The organism is Pseudomonas sp. D5(2026), from assembly GCF_057766845.1.
Genome location: NZ_CM173421.1, coordinates 4,743,859 through 4,763,418, shown reverse-complemented (window position 1 = coordinate 4,763,418; position 19,560 = coordinate 4,743,859). Strand labels below are relative to the sequence as shown.

The following is a 19,560-nucleotide window of genomic DNA, read 5'->3' as shown; positions in this document are numbered from 1 at the left end:
TCTCAGCCATCAGCGCCTCCAGAGACCTTCCGATGCTCAACACCGCCCATCTCCATCCAGGCTTCATGATCGTTCACGGCAACCGCCTCGACGACCTGCGTAGCTTGGTAGTGAGCTGGATGCGTCGCTACCCGCTGGCGCCTCTGGAAAACGAAATTGCCCTGGTGCAAAGCAACGGTATCGCCCAATGGCTCAAGCTGGCCCTGGCTGAAGATCCGCTGGAGGATGACCTGGGCGGCTGCGGCATCGCCGCTGCAATCGATGTGCAACTGCCCGGTAGCTTTATGTGGCAGCTCTATCGCAGCGTGCTGGGCCGTAGCGAAATTCCCGAAGTGTCTCTGCTCGACAAGGCACCACTGACCTGGCGCCTGATGCGCCTGTTGCCAGCACTCATCGAGCGGCCGTATTTCGAGCCACTGCGGCGCTTCCTCACCGACGACAGTGACTTGCGCAAGCGCTACCAGCTGGCCGAGCGCCTGGCCGACCTGTTCGACCAGTACCAGGTCTACCGCGCCGATTGGCTCAAGGACTGGGCCACTGGCGAGCATGTCATCAACACGGCCCGCGGCGAGCGCAAAGTCCTGCCGCCAGGCAACCGCTGGCAAGCCGAGCTGTGGCGAGCATTGCTGGAGGATGTTGGCGAGCAAGGCATGGCACAGAGCCGCGCCGGAGTACACCAACGCTTCATCGAGCGCATCAACAGCCTGGAGCAGGCGCCTGCAGGGCTGCCATCGAGGGTGATCGTGTTCGGTATCTCTTCGCTGCCGGCCCAGGCCCTGGAAGCGCTGGCAGGCCTGTCGCGTTTCAGTCAGGTTCTGTTGTGCGTACACAACCCATGCCGTCATCACTGGGCCGATATCGTTGCCGACAAGGACCTGTTGCGCCATCAGTACAAACGCCAGCAACGCAAGCAAGGCATGCCCTTGCAACTGGACGACCAGACGCTGCACCAGCATGCTCATCCGTTACTGGCAGCCTGGGGTAAACAAGGCCGCGACTACATCAACCTGCTCGACAGCTATGACGACCCGGGCAGCTACCAGGGCGTGTTCAGCGACGGCCGCATCGACCTGTTCAGCGACGGTTCGCCCACCACGCTGCTCAACGAACTGCAGGACGACATTCTGGAGTTGCGCCCGCTCGCCGAGAGCCGCGAACTGTGGCCGCCAGTCGACACCACAAAAGACCGCTCGATCCGCTTCCATATCGCGCACAGCCCGCAACGTGAAGTGGAGATCCTCCACGACCAGCTGTTGGCCCGCTTCAGCGCCGACCCTAGTTTGCGCCCGCGCGACGTGATCGTCATGCTGCCGGACATCGACACTTACGCGCCACATATCCGTGCCGTCTTCGGCCAGTTGCAGCGCAACGACCCGCGATACATCCCGTTCACCCTGACAGACCAGGGCCAGCGTGGCCGCGAGCCTTTGCTGATCGCGCTGGAGCACCTGCTCAAACTGCCTGACAGCCGCTTCGCGGTCAGCGAAGTGCTCGACCTGCTGGACGTGCCGGCAGTCCGCGCCCGCTTCGGCATCCGTGAAAACGACCTGCCCACGCTGCACCGCTGGATCGAGGGCGCTGGCATCCGTTGGGGCCTTGACGCCGAGCAGCGGGCGAGCCTGGGCTTGCCCGCCGGGCTTGAACAGAACAGTTGGCGTTTCGGCCTGCGCCGCATGTTGTTGGGTTATGCGGTGGGGGTGGGTGAGGCCTGTGATGGCATTGAACCCTACGATGAAATCGGTGGCCTGGACGCGGCACTGATCGGCCCGCTGGTCGCGTTGCTTGATGCGCTCGAAGTTGCCTGCCAGGCCTTGTCCGAGCCTGCTACCGTCAGCCAGTGGGGCGAGCGACTGCATGCCTTGCTGAACGTGTTCTTCCTCGCCGAGGACGAAGGTGATGAATTCCTGTTGATGCAGTTGCAGGATCTGCGCGACAGCTGGCTTGAAGTGTGCGAGACCGTCGGCCTGCACGACCCGCTACCGCTTACCGTGGTGCGTGAAGCCTGGCTGTCGGGCCTCGATCAAGGCAAGTTGTCGCAACGTTTCCTCGCCGGTTCGGTCAACTTCTGCACACTCATGCCCATGCGCGCCATCCCGTTCAGGGTGGTCTGCCTGCTGGGCATGAACGATGGCGACTACCCGCGTGCGCAGCAACCGCTGGACTTCGACCTGATGGCCAGCGACTATCGCCCCGGTGACCGCTCACGCCGCGAAGACGACCGTTACCTGCTGCTTGAAGCGCTACTGTCGGCACGTGACCAACTGTATGTCAGCTGGGTGGGGCGCAGTATCCGCGACAACAGCGAACGCCCGGCCTCAGTGCTGATCGGCCAGCTGCGCGATCACATTGCTGCGGGCTGGCATTTGGCCGACGCGCAGCAGGGGCAGCCCGCGAAACCGGGCGAGCAACTGTTGCACGCACTGACCCAGGAGCACCCGCTGCAGCCATTCAGCCCTCGGTACTTCCAGAAGGGCAGCCCACTGTTCAGCTATGCCCATGAATGGCAGGTGCTGCACCAGCAGGGCGAGGCAGACGAGCAGAGCGAGCCGGGCCTGCCGCCATATCAGGACGCTGAAGCCCTGAGTCTGCACCAGCTGAATGATTTCTTGCGCCACCCGGTGCGGCACTTCTTCAGCCAGCGCTTGAAGGTGTACTTTGAGGCGCTGGAAGCGCCCACCCCGGACGAAGAGCCCTTCGTCCTCGATACCCTGCAACGCTACGGCGCCAGTGAAAGCCTGCTTGGCGCCGCCTTGGCCGCACCTGACAACGCCGAACAGGCCTTGCGCGCCCAGGCCCGACGCCTGCAGGCCTGCGGCTTACTGCCACTAGCCGGTTTCGGCGAACTGCTGCAAAACGAGTTGATCGAACCGCTGCCGGACCTGCTGCAACGTCACCAGCAATTGCTGCAACGCTGGCCACAGCTGGTCGAGGGCGCTTTGCCGGTGCATTTCGAGCACGGTCAGCACCGTCTGGAAGGCTGGCTGGGCCGGGTGTTCCAGGCGGAAGACCAGAGCCTGCTCAGCATCACCACAGTACCCAACACCATCAGTGCCGGGCGCAACAACCTGAAGTGGCACCGCCTTATCGCGCCCTGGGTTACGCACCTGGCGGCCTGTGCAGCGGGCTACCCCTATAACAGTGCATTGGTAGCCAGTGACCTGACCCTGTTGCTTGCGCCGCTGCCGCAAGCACTGGCCGCGCAACTGCTGGGCGACCTGTTGGTGGCCCGTCAGGCGGCAATGAATGCGCCGTTGCCAGTCGCGGCCAAGACCGCGTTCGCCTGGTTGGCCCAAGACGATGCCGATAAAGCCATGGCCGCAGCAGCTCGTGCCTACGAAGGCGACGAACGCACCAGCTTTGGCGAACGGAGTGAAAGCATTGCCTTGGCCCGCCAGTTCCGGGACTTTGCAGCACTCACCGCTGACGAAACGTTTGAAGGCTGGTGCGAGACCTTGTACCGCCCGTTGTTCACCGCCCCTTGGCAGACCTTGGGCAACCCGGAGAAAGGCGCATGACCCAGGACCGTCCGCTGGCACTGAGTTTCCCCCTGCACGGTAGCCAGCTGATCGAGGCCAGCGCTGGCACGGGCAAGACTTTCACCATTTCGGCGCTGTACCTGCGCCTGATCCTCGGGCACGGTGGCGAGCAGGGCTTCGAGCGTGAGCTGCTGCCACCGCAGATCCTCGTGGTGACCTTCACCGACGCCGCCACCAAAGAGCTGCGCGAGCGCATCCGCGCCCGCCTGGCTGAAGCCGCACGGTTCTTCCGTGGTGAGCTGGAAGGCGCTGATCCGCTGTTGCACCAACTGCGTGACGATTACCCGCAAGAGACTTGGCCGCGCTGCGCCGGCCGGTTGGAAATCGCCGTGCAGTGGATGGACGAGGCTGCGGTATCGACCATCCATGGCTGGTGCCAGCGCATGCTGCGCGAGCATGCCTTCGACAGCGGCAGCCTGTTCACCCAGACCTTGGAAACCGACCACAGTGAGTTGTTGGGCCAGGTCATGCGCGATTACTGGCGGCGCTTCTGCTATGGGATGCAAGGTGACGCTTTGACCTGGGTACGCGGCAACTGGGGGAGCCCCGACGCCTTGCTGCCGCACATTCGCCCGCTGTTCGGCCGTGTGCGCGTCCAGCAGGATGGGCCAGAGCCCGCCGCATTGATCCAAGCGTCGCTGCAGCAACGTGGCGCGCAGTTGGCGCGGATCAAGGCGCCATGGGCGCAGTGGGCCGAGGAGCTGCGGCAAATCTGCCGCGATGCGCTGGCTGCCAAGCAGGTCGACGGCCGCAAGATGCAAGCCCGTTACTTCGAGCCCTGGTTCGACAAGCTCTGCGCTTGGGCCAGCGATGAGCAACTGGTAGAGCTCGACTTGGGCACCGGCTTTACCCGGCTGACCCCGGCGGGCATGGCCGAGGCCTGGAAGGGAGAACCTCCCGAGCACCCAGCCCTCAACGCCATGCAGCACTTGCAGCAACAATTGCAGGCCCTGGACAGCCCGGATGCCCCGCTGCTCGAGCACGCGGCCAGTTGGGTATCGGCGCGTTTCGAAGTGGAGAAGCGCCGGCGTGCAGAAATGGGCTTCGACGACATGCTCGTGCGCTTGCAGCACGCACTCGCCAGCGAGGCCGGCGAGCGCCTGGCCAGTCTGATCCGTGAGCAGTTCCCGGTAGCGCTGATCGACGAATTCCAGGACACCGACCCGGTTCAGTACGGTATTTTCGAGCGCATTTACCAGATCAGCGAAAATCGCGCAGAAACCGGCCTGTTCATGATCGGCGACCCCAAGCAGGCGATCTACGCCTTCCGGGGTGCCGACATCTACACCTACCTCGCCGCGCGACGTGCCACCAGCGGCCGCCTGCACAGCCTGGACACCAACTACCGTTCCAGCAAAGCCATGGTGGCGGCGGTCAACCAGGTGTTCCTGCAGGCCGAGGCGCGTGAAGCGGGGCGGGGTGCATTCCTGTTCCGCGAGGCCGATGACAACCCGCTGCCATTCATCGAGGTGCGCGCCAAGGGGCGTGGCGAACAGCTGCTGATTGACGGTGAAGTCAGTGCAGCCCTGCAATGCTGGCAGCTGGAAAGTGAAGAGCCAGTCTCCAGCAGCGTTTACCGCCAGCAACTGGCCGCCAGTTGCGCCAGCCATATTGTTGCCTTGCTCAATGGCGGCCAGCAGGGCACGGCGGGTTTCCAGAATGCCGAAGGCGAATTGCGCGCCTGCTTGCCCTCGGACATCGCCATCCTGGTGCGCGATGGCCATGAGGCGCAGATGGTCCGCGCCGAACTGGCCGCTCGCGAGGTGCGCAGTGTGTACCTGTCCGACAAGGACTCGGTGTTTGCCGCCCAGGAAGCCCACGACCTGCTGGTCTGGCTCAAGGCCTGCGCCGAGCCTGACTCGGAGCGCCTGCTCAAGGCTGCTCTGGCCAGCCTGACACTGGGCCTGTCGCTGGCCGCGCTGGACCGGCTTAACCAGGACGAGCGGGTCTGGGAGAGCTGGGTGATGCGTTTTCGTCTTTACCGCGACACCTGGCAGCGCCAGGGGGTGTTGCCGATGTTGCGCCACCTGCTGCATGACTTCCAGCTACCGCGCACGCTGATCCGCCGCAGTGATGGCGAGCGGGTGCTGACCAACCTGCTGCACCTGGCCGAGCTGCTGCAGCAGGCTGCTGGCGAGCTGGACGGCGAACAGGCGCTTATCCGCCACCTGGCCGAGCACCTGGCCAGTTCCGGGCAGGCCGGTGAAGAGCAGATCCTGCGCCTGGAGAGCGACGAACAGTTGGTCAAGGTGGTGACCATCCACAAATCCAAGGGCCTGGAATATCCCTTGGTCTACCTGCCATTCATCTGCACCAGCAAACCGGTGGATGGTAGCCGTCTGCCGCTGGCGTGGCATGACAGCGAAGGTAACGCCCACGTCACCCTTACACCTGACCAGGAGCAGATCGAGCGCGCTGACGACGAGCGCCTGGCCGAAGACCTGCGCCTGCTCTACGTGGCCCTGACTCGCGCCCAGCATGCTTGCTGGCTGGGTGTCGCCGACCTCAAGCGCGGTAATCAGAAGAGCTCGCAGCTGCACCGCTCGGCTTTTGGCTACCTGCTGGGGGGCGGCCTTGCCTTGGCTGGCTCGGCGCAACTGACGGACTGGTTGCAGGCTTTGGCGGCAGGTTGCCCGCACATCACTTGCCCAGGCTTGCCACAGGCGGACGAGCAGATGTATCGCATGCCACACGCCGAACGTGAACTGCTGCCAGCACGCAGGCCACGCCGTGCGGCTGCCGAGCACTGGTGGATCGCTTCCTACAGTGCCCTTCGTGTTGGTGATCAGACCCTCGGCGCCGACAGCTCGCAGGCCCAGCAACTGCTGGATGACGAGGTGGCCGATGCCCAGATGTTGCGTGAAGTCCCGGCCGACAGCGGCGATATCCATCGCTTCCCGCGGGGGCCTAACCCCGGCACCTTCCTCCATGGTTTGCTGGAGTGGGCGGGCCGTGAGGGCTTCTGCGAGGTCAGCGGCAACCCTCAACTGATCGAGCGTACCGTTGGCCAGCGCTGCAACCGCCGTGACTGGGCCGGCTGGATCCCCACCCTGAGCCACTGGATGCAACGTTTGCTGGGCGAGGCGTTGCCGCTGCCGGGCGGCGACCAGAGCGTAACCCTGGGCCAGCTGCGTCATTACCAGATCGAAATGGAGTTCTGGTTCGCCAGCCACCGGGTCGACGCAGAACAACTCGATCGCCTGGTGGCGCGTCACACCCACCCCGGTCTGGCGCGCCCGGCTGCGCAGCCGACAGTGCTCAACGGCATGTTCAAAGGGTTCATCGACCTGGCGTTCGAGCTGGACGGGCGTTACTACGTGACCGACTACAAGTCCAACTGGTTGGGTCCGGACATCCAGGCCTACGATGCCATGGCCATGGAAAAGGCGATTCTTGAGCACCGCTACGACCTGCAGTATGTGCTGTACCTGCTGGCCCTGCACCGCCAGTTGCGCGCGCGGCTGGCGGACTACGATTATGACCGCCATGTTGGCGGCGCCCTGTTCATCTTCCTGCGCGGTGCCAGCAGCAGCGGCCACGGTGTGTACCACGCCAAGCCACCGCGTGAGCTGATCGAAAGCCTCGATGCGCTGTTCCGTGGCGAGCACGCGCCGGTACAGCAGGACCTGTTTGCCGGAGTTGCGCCATGAGCCGAAGCCTTGTCGACCTGTTGCCCACCCCGTTGCACGCAGAGCACCTGCTGGCGCTGGCACCGCAGCACAACAGCGCTGACCTGCTGCAATTGCTCGACCGTTGGGTTGAGCGGGGCTGGCTACGAGCCCTGGACCGCGCATTCGTCTCGTTCCTGGAAGAGCGCGCCCCCGGCAGTGATCCCTTGCTATTGCTGGCGGCAGCGCTGGCCAGCCACCAACTTGGGCACGGGCATGTCTGCCTCGACCTGCAACAAACCTTGGCCGAGCCAGATTTCGCACTGTCGTTGCCGCCGGAAGGTGATGCCCTGATCGGCCCCTTGCTACTGCCATCGCAACTGCTGGCCAACCTTGACTTGAATGCCTGGCTTCAGCGCATCATCGCTAGCCCGCTGGTGGCCGCAGGTGATACGCCTGACCAGCAAGCGCGGCCACTGGTACGCAGTGGCGAGCGCCTTTACCTGCGCCGTTACTGGAGTTACGAACGGCGCATCGACCATGCCCTGCGCCAGCGCCTGAGTCAGGCCGAAGCACCGCCTGCAGACCTGCCAGAGCGCCTGGCGCAACTGTTCGAGGGCGGCGCGCCAGCTGGCCAGGTGGACTGGCAGAAGCTCGCCTGTGCCTTGGCCACCCGTGCCGGTTTCAGCATCATCACTGGCGGCCCCGGTACTGGCAAGACGACCACCGTGGTGCGCCTGCTGGCGTTGCTGCAGGCACCGGCAGTGGAGCAGGGCAGGCCACTGCGCATCCGTCTGGCTGCACCGACCGGCAAGGCCGCTGCGCGCCTGACCGAATCCATTGGCCAGCAAGTCGAGCGCCTGCAAGTCAGCGCCGAAGTACGCGGGCAAATCCCTACTGAAGTCAGCACCGTGCATCGCCTGCTCGGTAGCCGCCCGGGCTCGCGGCACTTCCGCCACCATGCTGGCAACCCGTTGCCGTTGGATGTGCTGGTGGTCGACGAGGCGTCGATGATCGACCTGGAAATGATGGCCAACCTGCTCGATGCCTTGCCGCCGCGGGCGCGTCTGGTGCTGCTGGGCGACAAGGACCAGTTGGCTTCGGTTGAGGCCGGCGCGGTGCTGGGTGACCTGTGCCGCGATGCTGAGGAGGGCTTTTACTCGCCGGCGACTGCAGCGTGGCTTCAGCAGATCAGTGGCGAGTCGCTGGCCGGCAGTGGCCTCAAGACCGGCGATGAGCAGCGCCACCCATTGGCGCAGCAAGTGGTGATGCTGCGGTTCTCAAGGCGTTTCGGTGAAGGCAGCGGTATCGGCCAGTTGGCCAGACTGGTCAATCGTCAGGACGCTCACGCGGCGCGCAACCTGCTGGCCACGGCGCCGGCCGACGTGCACAGCCTGGCGCTCAAGCACGAGCAGGATCGTGCTTTCGACCGCCTGCTACTCGATGGCCTGAACCGCGGGACCGATGGCCCGCAAGGCTACCGCAGCTACCTGCGCACCCTTGGCCGTTACCGGCCGGCACTTGATACCGCCTTTGACGATCCCGCCTGGGAGCAATGGGCGAGCAAGGTTTTGCGCAGTTTCGAAGATTTCCAGTTGCTGTGCGCGGTGCGCCGGGGTGCCTGGGGTGTCGAAGGCCTCAACGAGCGGGTGGCGCGGGTGCTGCACAATGCCGGTCTGATCGACAGCCAGCAGCCTTGGTACGAAGGGCGCCCGGTGCTGGTGACCCGCAACGACTACGGCCTGGGTCTGATGAACGGTGACATCGGCATTGCCCTGCGCCTGCCGGATGAGCATGGCCAGCCGCTGCTGCGTGTGGCCTTCCCGCGCAACGATGGCAATGGTGGTGTGCGGTTCGTTCTGCCGAGCCGGCTCAACGAAGTGGAAACGGTATTCGCCATGACCGTGCACAAGTCCCAGGGCTCGGAGTTCAGCCACACTGCCCTGGTGCTGCCGGATGCGCTCAACCCGGTGCTGACCAAGGAACTGGTGTACACCGGCATCACCCGGGCCAAGCACTGCTTCAGCCTGGTTGAGCCACGCCAAGGCATCTTCGAAGAAGCGGTGGCGCGCAAAGTACGGCGTATTTCCGGGTTGATGCTCGAACAGGTCTAGGGCCATGAAACCCATTACACGTGGCCGCATGTTCATACAATAAAGCGGCCATGTGCTATCGTTGCGCCGATATCGGAAGGGGCTTGAAGGGATTTCCCACATGAACGTGGCCGCAAGGCGAGTGACAAGCTGTGCGCTTTCGCTATTGCTGGCCGTCCTGTTCCTTTCTGCAGGCGCTGCCCAGGCAGACCCCGGTACAACTACCGCCCAGGCACAGCAACGCGCCAAGGCAGTCACCCAGGTAGTACTGGGTATCTTCAGCTACGCCCGCTGGCCCGTCGAACCTTCTCCTTTGCGCCTGTGCCTGGTCGGCCCGACCGAGTACGCCGACGATCTCATCAAGGGCCATGTCCAGGAGTCTGGCCGGCCGCTGCAGGTGCGGCGCCTGCTGGCAGAAGACACCCAGGTCGCCCAGGCCTGCGATGCCATCTACATCGGCAAGCTTGACCAGGGCCAGCGGGATCGACTGTTCCAGCGTATCGGCGGCCGCCCGGTGCTGAGCATCAGCGAGGCGGATGACCCCTGCACGGTCGGCAGCCTGTTCTGCCTGCGGGTCAGCGACCAGCAGGTGGCCTTTGAAGTCAATCTCGACTCGGTGGCACGCTCTGGCGTGCACATTCACCCCAGCGTGCTGCAATTGTCGCGGCGCCGGGCGGAGCAGCCATGAAGCCGACCCGCAAGCGTACCGTGCGCCCGACCCTGCGCTCGGTGCTGGGCCGTGGCCACCTTAGCGTCGCCTTGCTTGCCGTTGGCCTGGCGGGTATCTCTCTTACCCTGCTGGGCGTGCTCGCCCTGCGTGTCTATGCCAACCATAACCTGCAGCTGATCGCCCGCTCGATCAACTACACCGTAGAAGCGGCGGTGGTGTTCGATGACAGCGCCGCCGCCAATGAATCGCTGGCGTTGATTGCCAGTACCGAAGAAGTGGCCGAGGCCAAGGTCTTCAACAACGAGGGCGAGCAACTGGCGCACTGGCAACGCGACAATACCGGCATGCTCGCGCAGCTGGAGGTGCAGGTTGCCACTGCCTTGCTGGAAGAGCCGGTCATTCTGCCGATCGTGCACCAGAACCAGCAGGTTGGGCACATCGAGCTGGCAGGCCAGGGCAGGAGCCTGTTGCTGTTCCTGTTCAGCGGCTTGGCCGGGATTCTGTTCTGTACGGTGCTCAGCGCTTTGGCTGCCCAGTATCTGTCGCGGCGCCTGCTCAGCGATATCACCCGCCCCCTGCGTGGCCTGGCCAGTGTCGCCCATGCCGCCCGCCGCGAGCGCCGCTTCGACCGGCGCGTACCAGAAGCGCCGATTGCCGAGCTCAACGAACTGGGTAACGACTTCAATGCGCTGCTGGATGAACTGGAGGTGTGGCATAGCCACCTGCAGAGCGAAAACCAGACCCTGGCCCACCAGGCCAGCCACGACAGCCTGACCGGCTTGCCCAACCGCACCTTCTTTGAAGGGCGCCTGAGCCGCAGCGTGCAAAATGCGGCGCGCCAGCAAGACCACCTGGCAGTGCTGTTCCTCGACAGCGACCACTTCAAGCAGATCAACGACACCCTTGGCCACGCCGTGGGTGACGAGGTGTTGATCAGTGTGGCCGAACGTGTGCGCGCCCAGCTGCGCGAGCAAGACCTGGTGGCGCGCCTGGGGGGCGACGAGTTTGCCGTGCTGTTGACGCCTTTGCATTCGCGCGAGGACGCCGAACACATTGCCGAGAAGATCGTTGCCAGCATGAAGTTGCCGGTGCAACTGGACAGTGGCCGCAGTATCGCCACCTCGCTGAGCGTCGGTATTGCCTATTACCCGGATGACGGCGCTGACCCGGCCAGTCTCCTCAATGCCGCCGATGCGGCAATGTACCAGGCCAAGCGCAAACGCCGTGGCCATTGGCAAGTGGCGCAGACGGAACGGTCCGCCAACGAAATCAGGAACAGGAGTTGAACCCGTGATGCAAGCCTTACGATTCCCGCTTTGGGCCTTGTTGCTCGCCATGCTGGCGCTGACCGGTTGTCAGAGCGCACCCCCCAAGGGCCTTACCCCAGAACAGATTGCTGTGCTCAAGCGCGAAGGTTTCACCCCGACCGATGAAGGTTGGGCCTACGACTTGTCTGGCAAAGTGCTGTTCGGCAGCGATCTGGACAGCCTCAACGGCCAGAGCCAGGCGATTGTCGAGCGCATCGGCAAGGCGTTGCTCGGCGTTGGTATCCAGGGCGTGCGGGTGGACGGGCATGCCGACTCGTCGGGCAAGGCGGCATACAACCAGCAACTGTCCGAGCGCCGCGCGCAAAGCGTGACCAAGGCGCTGGTGGGGGTTGGCATGCAGGCGCAGAACATTCAGAGCCGCGGCCTGGGCAGCAGCCAGCCGGTGGCGGACAACCGCACCAGCGCCGGGCGTACCGAGAACCGTCGGGTGTCCATCGTGGTAGCGTCCTACTGATCGTTGACGCTCGGGCTGTCACATATCCCCTGTAAGCGTGGGCAACGCGGCCTGGCACCGGCTTCGCCGGTGTTCGCGGGCAAGCCCGCTCCTACAGGGGCTGTGTTGCCTTCGGAAATGCGCAGGCCCATCAGTCAAATATCCCCTGTGGGAGCGGGCGTGCCCGCGAAGCAGGCAACGCGGTGTGTGGTACCGGCTTCGCCGGTGTTCGCGGGCAAGCCCGCTTCCACAGGGTCTGTGTCGCTCTCTGAATTGCGCAGGCCCATCAGTCCTGGGCAAAGCGTATCTCGCGGGTTTGCCCCATCAACAACGGCGCATTCGCCTCGGTCACCCCACGGATGTAATCCCACAGCAGGGTAATGCGCTTCAACTTGCGCAAGTCCTCCCGGCAGTACATCCAGAATTGCCGCGTCACCTCGATCTCCTCCGGCAACACCGTGACCAATCGCGGGTCCTGCGCGGCGAGGAAGCACGGCAATATCGCCAGCCCGCGCCCCTGCAGCGCTGCCGTGTACTGCGCGATCACGCTGGTACTGCGCAGATGCGCGCTGGCGTTGGGGATCAGGTTGGCCAGGTACAGCAGCTCGGAGCTGAACGCCAGGTCATCCACGTAACTGATGAACGGGTGTTTGGCCAAATCCCCCACCTGGCGGATCGGCGCGTGGCTGTCCAGGTAATCCTGGGTCGCGTACAGGCGCAAGCGGTAGTCGCACAGCTTGCAGCACACATAAGGTCCATGCTCGGGCCGCTCCAGGGCAATGACGATGTCCGCCTCACGCTTGGACAGGCTGATGAAGTGCGGCAGCGGCAGGATGTCTACCGAAATCGCCGGGTAGGCGTCGACGAAGTGGCTTAGCTGCGGCGTGATGAAAAAGCTGCCAAAGCCCTCCGTGCAGCCCATGCGCACATGGCCCGACAACGCCACCCCCGACCCGGACACCTGCTCGCACGCCATGTGCAGCGTGCTCTCGATCGATTCGGCATAGCCCAGCAGGCGCTGGCCCTCGGCGGTCAGCACAAAGCCGTTGGTGCGCGACTTTTCGAACAGCAAGGTGCCCAGCGCACCCTCCAGCGAGCTGATGCGTCGCGACACGGTGGTGTAGTCCACGCTCAGCCGTTTGGCAGCACTGCTGGCCTTGCGGGTGCGAGCCACTTCGAGGAAGAACTTCAAATCGTCCCAGTTGAGCGCGCTCAGGGATGTGAGGTCTTTTTGCATGATGATCCGGTTTTTTTGTGCGTTCTTGTTGGATGTTTGCACATCTATACTCGAAACAAGCCTCAGGACGCCACCTCGCGTTTGCCCGGCGCTGGCGATCTCGTCCCGACAATAATTCCAAGGAGAACGCAGATGAACGCACCGCAATCCCCTAACAGCACCAAGGTTGAGCAGGTCAAGCTGCTGATCGACGGCCAGTGGGTCGAGTCCAGAACCACCGAATGGCGTGACATCGTCAACCCGGCCACCCAAGAGGTGCTGGCGCGCGTACCGTTCGCCACCGTCGAGGAAGTCGATGCAGCCGTGGCCGCCGCGCACCGCGCATTCCAGACCTGGCGTGACACCCCGATCGGCGCGCGCATGCGCATCATGCTCAAGCTGCAGGCGCTGATCCGCGAACACACCAAACGCATTGCCCAGGTACTCAGCGCCGAGCAGGGCAAGACCCTGGCCGACGCCGAAGGTGATATCTTCCGCGGCCTGGAAGTGGTCGAGCACGCGGCGTCCATTGGCACCCTGCAGATGGGCGAATTCGCCGAGAACGTCGCCGGCGGTGTCGATACCTACACCTTGCGCCAGCCGATCGGCGTGTGCGCTGGCATCACCCCGTTCAACTTCCCGGCGATGATCCCGCTGTGGATGTTCCCCATGGCCATCGTCTGCGGCAACACCTTCGTGCTCAAACCATCCGAGCAGGATCCGCTGTCGACCATGCTTCTGGTCGAGCTGGCGCTGGAAGCCGGCGTACCGGCCGGCGTGCTGAACGTGGTGCACGGCGGCAAGCAGGTGGTGGATGCCATTTGCACCCACCAGGACATCAAGGCGATTTCCTTCGTGGGCTCTACTGAAGTCGGTACGCACGTGTACAACCTCGGCAGCCAGCATGGCAAGCGTGTGCAGTCAATGATGGGCGCCAAGAACCACGCGGTGGTGTTGCCTGATGCCAACCGCACGCAAACCATCAATGCGCTGGTCGGTGCGGCCTTCGGCGCGGCGGGCCAGCGCTGCATGGCGACCTCGGTGGCAGTGTTGGTGGGCAAGGCCCGCGAATGGTTGCCGGATATCAAGGAGGCTGCCAGCAAGCTCAAGGTCAATGCTGGCTGCGAGCCGGGCACCGACGTTGGCCCGGTGGTTTCCAAGCGGGCCAAGGAGCGTGTGCTGGGCCTGATCGAAAGCGGTATCAAGGAAGGCGCCAAGCTGGAACTCGACGGCCGTGACGTCAAGGTACCGGGCTATGAGCAAGGCAACTTCGTCGGCCCGACCCTGTTCTCGGGCGTGAAGACCGACATGCAGGTGTATACCCAGGAAATCTTCGGCCCGGTGCTGGTGACCCTGGAAGTCGACACGCTCGACGAGGCCATCGCCCTGGTCAACGCCAACCCGTTTGGCAACGGCACCGGCCTGTTCACCCAGAGCGGCGCGGCAGCACGCAAGTTCCAGAGCGAGATCGATATCGGCCAGGTCGGCATCAACATCCCGATCCCGGTACCCGTACCGTTCTTCAGCTTCACCGGCTCGCGTGGTTCCAAGCTCGGTGATCTCGGGCCGTACGGCAAGCAAGTGGTGCAGTTCTACACTCAGACCAAGACTGTCACTGCTCGCTGGTTCGATGACGACAGCGTCAACGACGGTGTGAACACCACCATTAGCCTGCGCTAAGGAGTACGTTATGCGTATCGCATTCATCGGCCTGGGCAACATGGGCGCGCCCATGGCTCGCAACCTGATCAAGGCCGGGCATCAGCTGAACCTGTTCGACCTGAACAAGGCCGTGCTGGCAGAGCTGGCAGAACTGGGCGGGCAGATCAGCCCCTCGCCCAAGGACGCGGCGGCCAACAGCGAGCTGGTGATCACCATGCTGCCGGCCGCAGCCCATGTACGTAGCGTGTATTTGAACGAGGACGGCGTACTGGCCGGCATTCGCCCTGGCACGCCGACCGTTGACTGCAGCACCATCGACCCGCAGACCGCACGTGATGTGTCCAAGGCCGCAGCGGCGAAGGGCGTGGACATGGGTGATGCGCCGGTTTCCGGTGGTACTGGCGGCGCCGCGGCGGGCACCCTGACGTTCATGGTTGGCGCCAGTACCGAGTTGTTCGCCAGCCTCAAGCCGGTACTGGAGCAGATGGGCCGCAACATTGTGCACTGCGGGGAAGTCGGTACCGGCCAGATCGCCAAGATCTGCAATAACCTGCTGTTAGGCATTTCGATGATCGGCGTATCCGAGGCCATGGCCCTGGGTAACGCGTTGGGCATCGATACCAAGGTGCTGGCCGGCATCATCAACAGTTCGACCGGGCGTTGCTGGAGCTCGGACACCTACAACCCGTGGCCGGGCATCATCGAAACCGCACCGGCATCGCGTGGCTACACCGGTGGCTTTGGCGCCGAACTCATGCTCAAGGACCTGGGGCTGGCCACCGAAGCGGCACGCCAGGCACACCAACCGGTGATTCTCGGTGCCGTGGCCCAACAGTTGTATCAGGCCATGAGTTTGCGAGGTGAGGGTGGCAAGGACTTCTCGGCCATCGTCGAGGGTTATCGCAAGAAGGATTGATGCAAGAGGTGGATTTCATCGCGGGCCAGGCGGCCTTCCCTCTGTAACTGCGCACCAGAGGGAAGGGCGTCTGCTTCGCGATTTTTTTTGTCCACGCTTACAGGTATTGCGTGGCCGTTGCAGGAGCGGGTAAACCCGCGCCTACAAGTCAGGCGAAGACGAAATACTTGCGTACAGTCTCGACCACTTCCCAGGTACCTTTCATGCCTGGCTCGATAACGAACACATCACCCGCTTTCAGGTGCTTCGGCTCTTCGCCTTCCGGGGTGATGATGCAGTAGCCATCGAGGAAGTGGCAGAACTCCCATTTATCGTAGTTGACCTCGAACTTGCCTGGGGTGCAGATCCAGGTGCCCATGATTTTGCTGCCGTCGGCCGACAGGTAGGCATTGAGGTTGACGGTGTGCGGATCGCCGCCGATGCGCTTCCACTTGGTGGCGTCCACGACCGGCGTCGGGCAGGTTTCGCGCAGGACGGTGATGAAATCGGACATGGCACAACTCCTGGTGACTGGCTGAATGACTGGTCACCATAGGCCCAACGGCCGCGCCGCAGTTGCCTGGGCTCGACGTCCAGGTGTCTGGCCGCGCTATGGCAGGCGGTTTACCTCGACAGTGATGTGCGCCAACTCTTCGTGCACGGCCAGGGCCTGGCGCACGCCGTCGGCATTCAGTGTGGCCTGGGTGGCCAGGCCAAGAATGCAGGCGTACTGGTCCCTGCCCACCCGCCAGACATGCAGGTCGGTGATACTGGCCGGCGCCGGCAATTGCGCTACCACTTCTCGGATTTCCGCCACAACTGGGGCGTCCATCTCGGCGTCCAGTAACACTCGCCCGGTATCGCGCAGCAGGCCACGGGCCCACAGCGCGACCAGCAGCGCACCGACGAGGCCCATCGCTGGGTCGAGCCAACTGGCGCCCCAGAACTTGCCGGCCAGCAAGGCAGCAATGGCCAGCACCGAAGTGGCGGCATCGGCCATCACATGCAGGTAGGCCGAGCGCAGGTTCAGGTCGTGGTGGTGATGGTGATGATGATCGTGGCTGTGAGGGTGATGGTCATGATGATGGTCATCGCGTAGCAGCCAGGCGCAGATGAGGTTGACGGCGAGGCCCGCCACGGCAATCAAGATAGCCTCGTCATAGTGGATCTGTCCCGGCGCCAACAGCCGTTCCACCGACTGGAACGCCATCAGTCCGGCCACGCCCAGCAATAGCAGTGCGCTGGAGTAGCCGCCGAGAATTTCGATCTTCCAGGTGCCGAAGGCAAAGCGCCGGTCACCTGCATAGCGCCGAGCGGCAGCGTAGGCAAGCAAGGACAGGCCAAGTGCCAGGGCGTGGGAGCTCATGTGCCAGCCGTCGGCCAGCAGCGCCATGGAGTTGAAGTACCAGCCTCCGGCAACCTCCGCCACCATCATCACTGCGGTCAGCCAAACCGCCAGGCGGGTTTTGCGCTCAGCGCCCAGGTTGCTGGTGTGGAACTGGTGGCTGTGCTGCCAGCGGTCTGAGGTTTGTGTCGCCATGGTTTATCATGCTCCCGGAAGATCGAGACAAATACTATACCCCAGTATACCTAGCATGGTGTTAAGCCCAATGGCACATACCCTGAAGAGCAAGAAGCAGCTGTTGACCCGGGTGCGCAAGATCAAAGGCCAAGCCGCCGCCCTGGAGACGGCGCTGGATCAGGACAAGGACTGTCTGGCGATCCTGCAGCAGATCGCTGCCGTGCGCGGCGCGGTGAACGGGCTGATGGCCGAGGTGATGGAAGGGCACATCCGCGATCACCTCGTGGCGGACGGCCTGAGTGCCGAGGAACGGCAGGACGAGGCAGACAAGGTGGCGGCGTTGTTGCGTTCTTATCTGAAGTAGGGGGTCGCCGTACCCTTTCACGAATACCCCAGGGGGTATCAATACCCTCACGGTCCGAGCGGTACGCGAACGAGTTTGTGGAAGCAGTCGTGCCAGCGAAGGCTGTCAATGGGTAAAGGTGGCTACCAGTTCTGCGGCATAGCCCGGCAATGTCGCAAAATCCCGCGCGCACACCAGCAACCGGCGGTTGGCCCATGGCTCCTGCAGCGCAACCCAGTGCAACGGCAGCATGCCTTGCCAGCGCTGTACTGCCGCCAGCGGCACGACCCCGATTCCGGCCCCGCCCGCGACCATGCGGATCACCCCATCAAACCCCTCGGCACGCACCCGGACCTGCATGCGCTGCCCCTCGTGCAGCGCTTGCTCTTCCAGATACAACCCCAATGCACTGCCGGCCCCCAGGCCTACATAGCCATGGGCCAGGCTGTCGACGAAACTTGGCGCCAGCGCACTGGCCAGGGGGTGGCCCTGGGGCGTCACTAGCACCAGCGGGTCGTCTCGAAACTGCCGGGTCTGCAGGTGCTCGCTGGGGGCGGCTGTGGAAACGATACCCAGGTCGGCCATGCCTTGGGTAATTGCCTGCACGATGCGCAAACTCGGCAGCTCTTGCACATCCACGCTGACGCCCGGGTTTTCAGCCAGGTAGCTGGCCAGCAGTTCGGGCAGGTATTCGGTCAGCGCTGCGGTGTTGCACAGCAGGCGCACTTGGCCTTGCTGCCCTTGCGCGTATTGGCCCAGGTCGAATTGCAGGCGTTCGACCTGCTGCGTTATCAGCCGTGCATGCTGCAAGAGTGCCTGGCCAGCCGGCGTTGGTTGTACGCCACGGCGGTTACGTTCCAGCAAGGGAATGCCCAGCGATGCTTCCATGGCGCGAATGCGCGCACTGGCTGCCGGCAGCGACAGATGGCTGCGGCTGGCGCCGGCGGTAATGTTGCCGCACTCCAGGGTGTGCAGGAACAGCTTGAGGTCGATCAGGTCGAAATGCATGTGGCTCTGTCCTGGCAAGAGGCTGGCTGAGTATATGGCAGATTCTCACGTTGCCCGGGGTGCGCCATCATCGGCCCCATGACTACCTTGCTCGCGTTCTACCAGAACATTGGCCCGGCACTGTCGTTGCTGGTTGTACTGACCTTCCTGCTGGCTGGGGCAGTGAAGGGGGTCATTGGCCTGGGCCTGCCGACCATTGCCATGGGCCTGTTGGGCCTGGCTATGCCGCCAGCGCAGGCTGCCGCTTTGCTGATCGTGCCCTCGACCCTCACCAACCTGTGGCAGTTGGCCTGCGGCGGGCACTTGCGAGGGTTGTTGGTCCGCCTGGGGCCGATGCTGGTATTGATCTTTGTCGGCACCTTGCTGGGCAGCGCCTGGGTGGGAATCAACAGTGGCCCATGGGCTGCGCACGCGCTGGGGGGCGCCTTGCTGGTCTATGCGTTGTATGGGTTGGTCGGCTTGGGCTTGCATGTGAAACCGGCACACGAGCGCTGGCTGGGACCGCTTTGCGGGCTGGTCACGGGTGTGGTCACCGCGTCGACCGGGGTGTTCGTGATGCCAGCGGTGCCTTATCTGCAGAGCCTGGGTTTGAACCGCGAGCAGATGATCCAGGCCCTGGGCTTGTCGTTTACGGTGTCGACCCTGGCCTTGGCCCTAGGTCTGGCCGGGCAGGATGCCTTGGGTGGCCAGGCGCTAGGAGCGTCGCTGCTGATGCTGGCGCCGGCCTTGCTCGGCATGCTGGCGGGGCAGTGGCTGCGTCAGCGGATCAGCGCGCTGCTGTTCAAGCGTTGCTTTTTCATCGGCCTGGCCGCACTCGGCGGCCATCTGCTGATCAGCGGCTAGCGGACGAAGCGCTGAGCATGTCGACCCTCTGGATATCGAAATCGCGCTCCAGGTAGTCCATGCGCTTTTCGAAGAAGGCGGCCATGTGCGGGAGGGCCGAGTGCACGTCCAGCGCGGCCTTGTCGGCCCACACTTCGAAGAACACAAACAGGCTCGGGTCCTGCTGGTCGCGCAGCATGTGGTATTCGATGCAGCCGGGTTCCTGGCGGCTTGGCTCGACGTAGGGACGGAACAGGTTTTCGAACGCATCAGCCATTTCCGGGCGGGTCTTGGCTTTGAGGATAAAGGCGAACGGCTCACTCATGGGGCGCTACTCGGTGATGGGGGGTGACGCTATTCTACGGCAATAATGTATTGCTCATTCGTGACTTCTGGTCAATTGTATTTTGCCCCGTCACCGCTG

15 protein-coding genes are annotated in these 19,560 nt (G+C 63.7%); 10 read left to right on the top strand and 5 right to left on the bottom strand.

Features of this window, described 5'->3' with window-relative positions; genetic code table 11:
* Window positions 1-32: 32 nt before the first annotated feature.
* The 6 genes from recC to yfiB all read left to right on the top strand — a co-directional run bounded on the left by recC (window position 33) and on the right by yfiB (window position 11,689).
* Entirely contained in the window at window positions 33-3,515 is a 3,483-nt protein-coding gene (gene recC / locus AC3B5Q_RS22055; protein ID WP_103443763.1) for an exodeoxyribonuclease V subunit gamma, read from the top strand.
* The gene (gene recB / locus AC3B5Q_RS22050) at window positions 3,512-7,186 is read left to right on the top strand and encodes an exodeoxyribonuclease V subunit beta (RefSeq protein ID WP_135192967.1); all 3,675 of its coding nucleotides are present in this window, start codon (window positions 3,512-3,514) and stop codon (window positions 7,184-7,186) included. Before recC ends, recB begins: the two co-directional genes overlap by 4 nt.
* Complete coding sequence (gene recD, locus AC3B5Q_RS22045; RefSeq protein ID WP_135192968.1) at window positions 7,183-9,258, top strand: exodeoxyribonuclease V subunit alpha; 2,076 nt, start codon at window positions 7,183-7,185, stop codon at window positions 9,256-9,258. Before recB ends, recD begins: the two co-directional genes overlap by 4 nt.
* A gap of 100 nt (window positions 9,259-9,358) precedes the next feature.
* Window positions 9,359-9,925 carry a regulatory sequestration protein YfiR gene (yfiR, locus tag AC3B5Q_RS22040; RefSeq protein ID WP_488392739.1) on the top strand — a complete coding sequence of 189 codons (567 nt, stop codon included), beginning with the start codon at window positions 9,359-9,361 and terminating at the stop codon, window positions 9,923-9,925.
* The gene (gene dgcN, locus AC3B5Q_RS22035; protein WP_103463063.1) at window positions 9,922-11,193 is read left to right on the top strand and encodes a diguanylate cyclase DgcN/YfiN; all 1,272 of its coding nucleotides are present in this window, start codon (window positions 9,922-9,924) and stop codon (window positions 11,191-11,193) included. Before yfiR ends, dgcN begins: the two co-directional genes overlap by 4 nt.
* Window positions 11,194-11,197: 4 nt before the next feature.
* Window positions 11,198-11,689 (top strand): outer membrane lipoprotein YfiB, encoded by a 492-nt coding sequence (gene yfiB / locus AC3B5Q_RS22030; protein ID WP_021784314.1) that lies wholly within the window; start codon window positions 11,198-11,200, stop codon window positions 11,687-11,689.
* 265 nt (window positions 11,690-11,954) lie between these two features.
* On the opposite strand, the gene AC3B5Q_RS22025 is transcribed toward yfiB, so the two are convergent.
* Window positions 11,955-12,905, bottom strand: coding sequence for a LysR family transcriptional regulator (locus tag AC3B5Q_RS22025; RefSeq protein WP_021784313.1), 951 nt, complete (start codon window positions 12,903-12,905; stop codon window positions 11,955-11,957).
* A gap of 132 nt (window positions 12,906-13,037) precedes the next feature.
* Here AC3B5Q_RS22025 and AC3B5Q_RS22020 point away from each other — a divergent pair, with 132 nt between their 5' ends.
* Both AC3B5Q_RS22020 and mmsB read left to right on the top strand, forming a co-directional pair.
* Window positions 13,038-14,564, top strand: coding sequence for a CoA-acylating methylmalonate-semialdehyde dehydrogenase (locus AC3B5Q_RS22020; protein ID WP_021784312.1), 1,527 nt, complete (start codon window positions 13,038-13,040; stop codon window positions 14,562-14,564).
* A 10-nt stretch (window positions 14,565-14,574) separates the two neighbouring features.
* The gene (gene mmsB / locus AC3B5Q_RS22015; protein WP_010955321.1) at window positions 14,575-15,462 is read left to right on the top strand and encodes a 3-hydroxyisobutyrate dehydrogenase; all 888 of its coding nucleotides are present in this window, start codon (window positions 14,575-14,577) and stop codon (window positions 15,460-15,462) included.
* A gap of 148 nt (window positions 15,463-15,610) precedes the next feature.
* Here mmsB and AC3B5Q_RS22010 read toward each other — a convergent pair whose 3' ends face one another.
* Together AC3B5Q_RS22010 and dmeF are read right to left on the bottom strand one after the other, a co-directional pair.
* Window positions 15,611-15,955 carry a cupin domain-containing protein gene (locus AC3B5Q_RS22010; RefSeq protein WP_003251579.1) on the bottom strand — a complete coding sequence of 115 codons (345 nt, stop codon included), beginning with the start codon at window positions 15,953-15,955 and terminating at the stop codon, window positions 15,611-15,613.
* Window positions 15,956-16,051: 96 nt separating this feature from the next.
* Window positions 16,052-16,981: a CDF family Co(II)/Ni(II) efflux transporter DmeF gene (gene dmeF / locus AC3B5Q_RS22005; RefSeq protein WP_028698121.1), complete on the bottom strand. Its 930-nt coding sequence runs from the start codon at window positions 16,979-16,981 to the stop codon at window positions 16,052-16,054.
* A 70-nt stretch (window positions 16,982-17,051) separates the two neighbouring features.
* Between dmeF and AC3B5Q_RS22000 the strand changes: the two genes are divergently transcribed.
* Complete coding sequence (locus AC3B5Q_RS22000) at window positions 17,052-17,327, top strand: metal/formaldehyde-sensitive transcriptional repressor (RefSeq protein ID WP_021784309.1); 276 nt, start codon at window positions 17,052-17,054, stop codon at window positions 17,325-17,327.
* Between the two features lie 105 nt (window positions 17,328-17,432).
* On the opposite strand, the gene AC3B5Q_RS21995 is transcribed toward AC3B5Q_RS22000, so the two are convergent.
* Window positions 17,433-18,314: a LysR family transcriptional regulator gene (locus AC3B5Q_RS21995; protein WP_028698122.1), complete on the bottom strand. Its 882-nt coding sequence runs from the start codon at window positions 18,312-18,314 to the stop codon at window positions 17,433-17,435.
* Between the two features lie 78 nt (window positions 18,315-18,392).
* Here AC3B5Q_RS21995 and AC3B5Q_RS21990 point away from each other — a divergent pair, with 78 nt between their 5' ends.
* Window positions 18,393-19,157 carry a sulfite exporter TauE/SafE family protein gene (locus AC3B5Q_RS21990; RefSeq protein WP_021784307.1) on the top strand — a complete coding sequence of 255 codons (765 nt, stop codon included), beginning with the start codon at window positions 18,393-18,395 and terminating at the stop codon, window positions 19,155-19,157.
* On the opposite strand, the gene AC3B5Q_RS21985 is transcribed toward AC3B5Q_RS21990, so the two are convergent.
* Window positions 19,147-19,461, bottom strand: coding sequence for a putative quinol monooxygenase (locus tag AC3B5Q_RS21985; RefSeq protein WP_003251589.1), 315 nt, complete (start codon window positions 19,459-19,461; stop codon window positions 19,147-19,149). The two genes, AC3B5Q_RS21990 and AC3B5Q_RS21985, sit on opposite strands and share 11 nt — an antisense overlap.
* Between the last annotated feature and the right edge of the window lie 99 nt (window positions 19,462-19,560).